This is a genomic window from Paraburkholderia sp. MM5496-R1 (genome assembly GCF_050436205.1).
Classification (GTDB): Bacteria; Pseudomonadota; Gammaproteobacteria; order Burkholderiales; family Burkholderiaceae; genus Paraburkholderia; species Paraburkholderia tuberum.
In genome coordinates, this window is the sequence record NZ_JBNDLT010000002.1 from 4095289 (window position 1) to 4101483 (window position 6195).

Annotated in this window: 5 protein-coding genes; all 5 read left to right on the plus strand. The window is 64.1% G+C overall.

Annotated elements, in window-relative coordinates; all coding sequences use genetic code 11:
* Positions 1–9 precede the first annotated feature (9 nt).
* The 5 genes from OKW38_RS26130 to OKW38_RS26150 all read left to right on the plus strand — a co-directional run bounded on the left by OKW38_RS26130 (position 10) and on the right by OKW38_RS26150 (position 5878).
* Entirely contained in the window at positions 10–201 is a 192-nt protein-coding gene (locus OKW38_RS26130; protein WP_090800720.1) for a DUF2065 domain-containing protein, read from the plus strand.
* Between the two features lie 217 nt (positions 202–418).
* Positions 419–1570, plus strand: a complete 1152-nt coding sequence (locus tag OKW38_RS26135) for an ATP phosphoribosyltransferase regulatory subunit (RefSeq protein WP_429363681.1) — start codon at positions 419–421, stop codon at positions 1568–1570.
* A 221-nt stretch (positions 1571–1791) separates the two neighbouring features.
* Positions 1792–3138, plus strand: coding sequence for an adenylosuccinate synthase (locus OKW38_RS26140; RefSeq protein WP_429334805.1), 1347 nt, complete (start codon positions 1792–1794; stop codon positions 3136–3138).
* An 18-nt stretch (positions 3139–3156) separates the two neighbouring features.
* Complete coding sequence (locus OKW38_RS26145; RefSeq protein WP_167368598.1) at positions 3157–3729, plus strand: phosphoribosyltransferase; 573 nt, start codon at positions 3157–3159, stop codon at positions 3727–3729.
* A gap of 262 nt (positions 3730–3991) precedes the next feature.
* On the plus strand, positions 3992–5878 hold the full coding sequence (locus tag OKW38_RS26150; protein WP_429363683.1) for a potassium transporter Kup: 1887 nt from the start codon (positions 3992–3994) through the stop codon (positions 5876–5878).
* Positions 5879–6195: the final 317 nt, after the last annotated feature.

The following is a 6195-nucleotide window of genomic DNA, read 5'->3' on the forward strand; positions in this document are numbered from 1 at the left end:
TTCACTCGCATGGACATAGCTGGTTCGTTATTGCTCGCGATCGCGCTGATGCTGATTATCGAGGGGATGTTTCCGTTCGTTTTTCCAACCGCCTGGCGCGACACGTTCCGTAAAATAGCGGAACGACCGCCGCATCAGATTCGTGTCGGAGGGCTCATCGTGATGTTGCTCGGGCTGGTTCTACTGTTCATCGCGACCTGAAGCCGGCTTGCTTGTCTGACGAACGCCGCGTGTTGCGGCGTGTTTTGCCGGCCCGAGCAAAACGCGTACTGACCGGCCACGCCGCCGCGCGTCGCGCGCGTGCCGCAAAGCGCCGCCCGGGCGTCTGTGTCAGCCGCCAGAATCAAGCCGCTCTACGTCATTCACACTCATCATCGGCGCTGCAAGACGCCGTGTTCAACGCCGTAGGACTGTATCGATGTCGACCTGGTTGCTTCCTGAGAATATCGCCGACGTGCTGCCGTCGGAGGCCCGCAAGATCGAAGAATTGCGGCGTCATTTGCTGGACCGTTTCCGCTCGTACGGCTACGAGATGGTGATGCCGCCGCTGCTCGAATACATCGAGTCGCTGCTGACGGGCGGTGGGCACGATCTAAATCTGCGCACCTTCAAGCTCGTCGATCAGCTGTCGGGCCGCACGCTCGGTCTGCGCGCCGACATCACGCCGCAGGTCGCGCGCATCGACGCGCATCTGCTGAACCGCCAGGGCGTCACGCGTCTTTGCTATGCGGGCAACGTCGCGCATACGCGCCCGCGCGGCCTGCATGCGACGCGTGAGCAGATCCAGATCGGTGCGGAAATCTACGGCCACGCGGGGCTCGAAGCGGACCTCGAAATCCAGCAGCTGATGCTCGACGCGCTGCGTCTCGCCGGCCTCGCGAAGGTGCGTCTGGACCTGTGTCACGCGGGCGTGCTGGCCGCGCTGATCGAAGCCGAGCCGGCCGCCGAGGAACTGGGCCCGGCGCTCTACGACGCGCTGGCCGGCAAGGACGTGCCGCGTCTGGTCGAGATGACCGCGCAATTCTCGCCGGTGATTCGCGATGCGCTGAGCGCGCTGACGACGCTGTACGGCGACGCGTCGGTGCTCGAAGAGGCCCGCGCGCGTCTGCCGAATTCACCGGCGATCGCCCGCGCGCTCGACGACCTCGCGTTCCTCGCGAGCCAGGTCGACGGCGCCGAAGTGATGATCGACCTCGCCGATCTGCGTGGCTACGCGTACCACAGCGGTGTGATGTTCTCCGCTTACGTGGACGGCGTGCCGAACGCGGTCGCGCGCGGCGGCCGTTACGACCACGTCGGTCAGGCCTATGGCCGCGCTCGCGCGGCAACCGGCTTTTCGCTGGATCTGCGCGAAGTCGCGCGGATCTCGCCGGTCGAAGCGCGCAGCAGCGCGATCCTCGCGCCGTGGCGGCACGACGAAGCGTTGCGCGTGGCTGTCGCGGCATTGCGCGATGGCGGTGAAGTGGTAATCCAGGCGCTGCCTGGCCACAAGCACGATCTCGATGAATTCGCGTTCGACCGGGTGCTGGTCGAGCGCAATGGCGCATGGGTGGTTGAACCGCGCGCTTGAGCCGCGCGTTCCGATCTACGCTGCCGGCGACCCGTCCCCCGACGCTCGCCCGAGGGCGCCGCAACCACCGCCCGAATCGCGCGCGGTCGAGCGACTTTGCGCGGCCGCGCATCCCTCCCAGTACTCAACATAACGTGCATACCGTTGAGCGGAAACGGAAAAATTCCGGAAGCTTCCGCGAACCTAGGTAAAATACGTTTTTAACCAGCTTACGAAACAACATGTCTGCCAGCGCAGTGAATGTGAACCCCGGGCGCAACGTCGTCGTCGTGGGTACCCAATGGGGTGATGAGGGCAAGGGCAAGATCGTCGACTGGCTGACGGACCACGCTCAGGGCGTCGTTCGCTTCCAGGGCGGTCACAATGCCGGTCACACGCTTATCATCGGCGGCAAGAAAACCATCTTGCGTCTGATTCCGTCGGGCATCATGCATCCCGGCGTCGCGTGCTACATCGGCAATGGCGTCGTGTTGTCGCCGGAAGCGCTGTTCAAGGAAATCGGCGAACTCGAAGCCGCCGGCATCGACGTCCAGAAGCGCCTGTTCATTTCCGAAGCCACCACGCTGATCCTGCCGTACCACGTCGCGATCGACCAGGGCCGCGAAGCGCGCCGCGGCGCGAGCAAGATCGGCACGACCGGCCGCGGCATCGGCCCGGCCTACGAAGACAAGGTCGCGCGCCGCGGCCTGCGCGTGCAGGACCTGTTCGACGCACCAGCCTTCGCCGAGCGTCTGCGCGAAAACCTCGACTATCACAACTTCGTGCTCACACAGTACCTCGGCGCTGCCGCGGTCGACTTCCAGCAAACGCTCGACACGATGCTGAGCTACGCCGACCGACTGAAGCCGATGGTCACCGACGTGTCGCGCCGTCTCTACGACGTCAACGCGAACGGCGGCAATCTGCTGTTCGAAGGCGCGCAGGGCACGCTGCTCGACATCGACCATGGCACCTATCCGTTCGTCACCTCGAGCAACTGCGTCGCGGGTGCCGCGACGGCGGGCGCGGGCGTCGGTCCGCAGAAGCTCAACTACATCGTCGGCATCACGAAGGCGTACTGCACGCGTGTCGGTTCGGGCCCGTTCCCGAGCGAACTGTACGATGCGGACAATGCCTCGCGCCAGGACCCGATCGGCCTCGAACTCGCCACCGTCGGCAAGGAATTCGGCTCGGTCACCGGCCGTCCGCGCCGCACCGGCTGGCTCGACGTCTCCGCGCTGCGTCGCTCGATCCAGATCAACGGTGTGACGGGGCTGTGCATGACCAAGCTCGACGTGCTCGATGGTCTCGACGAAGTGAAGCTGTGCGTCGGCTACACGATCGACGGCCACAACGTCGATCTGCTGCCGCGCGGCGCGACGGAAGTCGCGCGCTGCGTACCGGTCTACGAAACCTTTGCGGGATGGAAGGAAAGCACGGTCGGCATCAAGGAGTGGGACAAGCTGCCCGCCAACGCGCGTGCGTACCTGACGCGCGTGCAGGAAGTCGCGGGCATTCCGATCGACATGGTCTCCACCGGTCCGGACCGCGACGAAACGATTCTGCTGCGTCATCCGTTCAAGGTCTAAGCGATGCAAGGTGTACCCATGATCGCGATGAAAGATCCGCGCAACGACGACAAGAACCTGTGGGTCGGCTGGGACGAATATCACCGGCTGATCGAGATGCTCGCACTTGCCGTGCACGAATCGGGCTGGAAGTTCGACAAGATCCTGTGCCTCGCGCGCGGCGGTCTGCGCGTCGGCGACCAGCTGTCGCGCATCTACGATCTGCCGTTGGCGATTCTGGCAACGAGCTCTTATCGCGAGGCAGCGGGCACGCAGCAGGGCGAACTCGACATCGCGCAATACATCACGATGACGCGCGGCGAACTGCACGGTAACGTGCTGCTCGTCGACGACCTCGTCGATTCGGGCGTCACGCTCGCGCGCGTGCAGCAGCATCTGAAGGAACGCTATCCGGCCATCACCGCGGTGCGCTCGGCCGTGCTGTGGTACAAGGGCTGCTCGAAGGTGAAGCCCGATTACCACGTGCAGTATCTGCCGACCAACCCGTGGATTCATCAGCCGTTCGAGGAGTGGGACACGGTGCGTCCGCACAACCTCGGCGCGTGGATCAAGCGCGGCATCGCCCAGGCCGATGAGGCGTCGGGCAATTGACGCGAAGCCGCGCGCCTCACGCTTTGTCGCATCGGATCTCGTGCGGCATCGCGGTGTCACAAAACGGAGCCCAGTCGGGCTCCGTTTTTTTATGCGTCACGCGCGGCGCCAGGACGTCCGCACCGCGACAGGCGCGTCCATATCGCAGTGCTACACTGCGCGGACATCCACGTGGCGTATCCACAACAAGCCGGGCGGTACCGGATGGGCAGTTTAAAATAGCGGTCGTTTTTTCCGCCCCGGAACGGATTTCCTCGCGTCCATGACAGATAACAATCACGTACACAAACAGCCACTGCCTTCCCTTGCGATTGCCGCGATCGGAGTGGTGTTCGGCGACATCGGTACGAGCCCGTTGTACGCGCTGAAGGAAGCCTTCAGTCCGTCGCACGGCATCCCGTTGACCGATCAGTCGATCCTTGGCGTTATTTCGCTGCTGTTCTGGGCAATCGTGATCGTGGTCGGCGTCAAGTACGTGCTGTTCGTGATGCGCGCCGACAACAACGGCGAGGGCGGCGTCCTCGCGCTGATGGCGCTGGCGATGCGCTCGGTCGATCAGAAATCGAAAATGGCCGGCCTTCTGATGATGCTCGGCATCTTCGGCGCCTGCATGTTTTACGGCGACGCGGTGATCACGCCGGCAATCTCGGTGATCTCGGCGGTCGAAGGTCTCCAGATCGCCGCGCCGCATCTGTCGCATCTGGTGATTCCGCTGACCGTCGTGATCCTGATCGTGCTGTTCTGGATCCAGCGGCACGGCACGGCCACGGTCGGCCGTCTGTTCGGGCCGATCATGACGCTTTGGTTCCTCGTGCTCGCCGTGCTCGGCCTGTGGCACATCATGCAGTCGCCGAATGTGATCCAGGCGCTCAATCCCTACTACGCGTACACGTTCATGGCCGCGCACGTGCTGCAGGCCTACGTGGTGCTCGGCTCGGTCGTGCTGGTGCTGACCGGCGCGGAGGCGCTGTACGCGGACATGGGCCACTTCGGCGCGCAGCCGATCCGCATGGCGTGGTACGTGCTCGTGATGCCTTCGCTCGTGCTGAACTACTTCGGCCAGGGCGCGCTGCTGATGCACGACCCAAAGGCGATCGAAAATCCGTTCTTCCTGCTCGCGCCGGACTGGGCGTTGTTGCCGCTCGTCGTGCTGTCGACGGTCGCGACGGTGATCGCGTCGCAGGCGGTGATTTCGGGCGCGTACTCGCTGACGAGCCAGGCGATCCAGCTCGGCTACGTGCCGCGCATGAAGGTCCTGCACACGTCCGAACTCGCGATCGGGCAGATCTATGTGCCGGTCGTGAACTGGATGCTGCTGTTCATCATCCTGTGCATCGTGATCGCGTTCAAGAGCTCGGACAATCTGGCGGCCGCGTACGGTATCGCGGTGACGGCAACGATGGTGATCACGACGATCCTTGCCTGCGTCGTGATGGTGAAGGTGTGGAACTGGAACAAACTGCTGGTTGGGCTCATCATCGGCGTGTTCATGGTGGTCGACCTGGGCTTCTTCGGCGCGAACCTGCTGAAGGTCGAAGAGGGCGGCTGGTTGCCGCTGTGCATCGGCGGCCTGCTGTTCTTCCTGCTGATGACGTGGTTCAAGGGCAGGATGATCGTGAAGGAACGCACGGCCGCCGACGGTATTCCGCTGATGCCGTTCCTGCAAGGCCTGCTCGCGCATCCGCCGCATCGCGTGTCGGGCACCGCGATCTATCTGACCGGCAGCGATTCGCTGGTGCCGGTGAGCCTGCTGCACAACCTGAAACACAATAAGGTGCTGCACGAGCGCACGATCTTTCTGACCTTCGTCACGCGCGACATTCCGTACGTGAAGGACGCCGATCGCGTGACCGTGAAGGACATGAACGGTGGCCTGTGGCTGGTGAAGGCAGCCTACGGCTTTAACGAAACGCCCGACGTGAAGGCGGTGCTGCTCGACGTCGGCCGCACGCACGACATGAGCTTCGAATTGATGGACACGTCATTCTTCCTCGCGCGCGAAACGGTGGTGCCGACGCAATTGCCGGGCATGTCGGTATGGCGCGAGCGTGTGTTCGCGTGGATGCATCAGAACGCCGCGAAGCCGACCGACTTCTTCAGCATCCCGGCTAACCGGGTCGTGGAACTGGGAACGAAGATCGAGATTTGACGGCTCGCGCGTGACGTGCGGGAGCGCAAACAAAAAGCCCACGCAATGCGTGGGCTTTTTGTTCATGCGCGCGTGCAAGCGGTTGAGCGCGCGACGCAGTCATGTCACGGACCGGAGCGCGTGCGACGACGTGCTCCGGTCCGTGACGCTCACTTCTGCTTGAGCTTCGCAAACGCAGCCGCCATCGCGCCGCCCGGCTCCGGTTCGCGCGAGCGTTGCGGCGCACCGCGTCCCGCTCCGCCGCGATTGAAGCTGCCGCCCGAGCCACCGCGATCCTGCTGCGCACCGCCGCCGCTGCGCACGGCCGCTGCACCGGG

What these genes read in the sequence shown, in the direction of transcription:
- OKW38_RS26130 (WP_090800720.1), top strand. Translation starts at nt 10, where the DNA reads ATGGACATAGCTGGTTCGTTATTGCTCGCGATCGCGCTGATGCTGATT.
- OKW38_RS26135 (WP_429363681.1), top strand. Translation starts at nt 419, where the DNA reads ATGTCGACCTGGTTGCTTCCTGAGAATATCGCCGACGTGCTGCCGTCG.
- OKW38_RS26140 (WP_429334805.1), top strand. Translation starts at nt 1,792, where the DNA reads ATGTCTGCCAGCGCAGTGAATGTGAACCCCGGGCGCAACGTCGTCGTC.
- OKW38_RS26145 (WP_167368598.1), top strand. Translation starts at nt 3,157, where the DNA reads ATGATCGCGATGAAAGATCCGCGCAACGACGACAAGAACCTGTGGGTC.
- OKW38_RS26150 (WP_429363683.1), top strand. Translation starts at nt 3,992, where the DNA reads ATGACAGATAACAATCACGTACACAAACAGCCACTGCCTTCCCTTGCG.